The organism is Sphingobium anseongense (assembly GCF_037725245.1).
Taxonomy (GTDB): domain Bacteria; phylum Pseudomonadota; class Alphaproteobacteria; order Sphingomonadales; family Sphingomonadaceae; genus Sphingobium.
The window spans coordinates 1-901 of the sequence record NZ_JBBJUL010000033.1; the positions used below are offsets into that span (position 1 = coordinate 1).

Annotated in this window: 2 protein-coding genes; one reads left to right on the forward strand and one right to left on the reverse strand. The window is 55.8% G+C overall.

Annotation, left to right across the window (positions count from 1 at the left end; all coding sequences use genetic code 11):
* Nucleotides 1-287: transposase domain-containing protein (locus WG908_RS16465; RefSeq protein WP_340187590.1), on the forward strand; the 287-nt coding region annotated here is incomplete at its 5' end.
* 8 nt (nucleotides 288-295) lie between these two features.
* On the opposite strand, the gene WG908_RS16470 is transcribed toward WG908_RS16465, so the two are convergent.
* Entirely contained in the window at nucleotides 296-784 is a 489-nt protein-coding gene (locus WG908_RS16470; protein ID WP_340187591.1) for a hypothetical protein, read from the reverse strand.
* Nucleotides 785-901 lie beyond the last annotated feature (117 nt).

Genomic DNA, 901 nt, shown 5'->3' on the forward strand with positions numbered 1-901 from the left:
CCCAGTTGCTCGCCTATACCGAAGACGGGCGGCTTGAGATCGACAACAACCTCGCAGAGAATGCCCTGCGCGGCATCGCCGTGGGCCGGAAAAATTGGCTCTTTGCCGGTGCCGATTGCGGCGGGGAAAGGGTTGCGGCGATGTATTCGTTGCTGGAGACAGCCAAGCTCAACGATGTGAACCCGCAGGCGTGGCTGGCCGATGTGCTCGAACGGATCGGCAAGGGCCATCCCATCAACCGGATCGACGAACTGCTGCCGTGGAAATGGCAAAATCGCTTACCTTGATCCGGCCTTCATCGCTGACTTGAAAATTCCGGGCCTGCGGATCGCAGTTCACTTTCCTGCTCTCTTCCTGACAATCGAAGCATCGTCACATTGTAGTCCCACGCGTAGGTGGTTTCGTCACAACGAAACGGACCGACCAATGATGCAGCTTTTTGTTGAAGGTCATCCAACTTCGGCCCCTTAAGCGGAAAGTCCTTCCTTACCGTAGCGACCGATCCTTCCCGTAGCCCCGGAACCCAGAAATCTAATGACGGATCTACCGCTTTAACGGTCTGGAGCAGTTCGCGCCTTCCATGTTCAAATTCGAATGTTGCGTCGGCCAATGGGCTTCGAACCGCCCAGTAATCAATGCAACGAGCATGCATTTGGATGGATCGCAAAAAATCTGCTTGTGTCGCTGAGGCACGATCACCCCACATTTTTACGCCCATGGCGGCCAAAGCCGCCGAGAAGACACAACTTATCGCGCAGACCCATCTCCCGCCGCTCAATGCCACTTGATTGCCCCTCCAGAATGACGGGAATAACATGGCAGCAATCTTAGAGCGTGGAAAGGAACGCTACGGCCCTGCCTGACAAGCCCCATTTTTCGACGGTCCACGCCGGACGCTTAC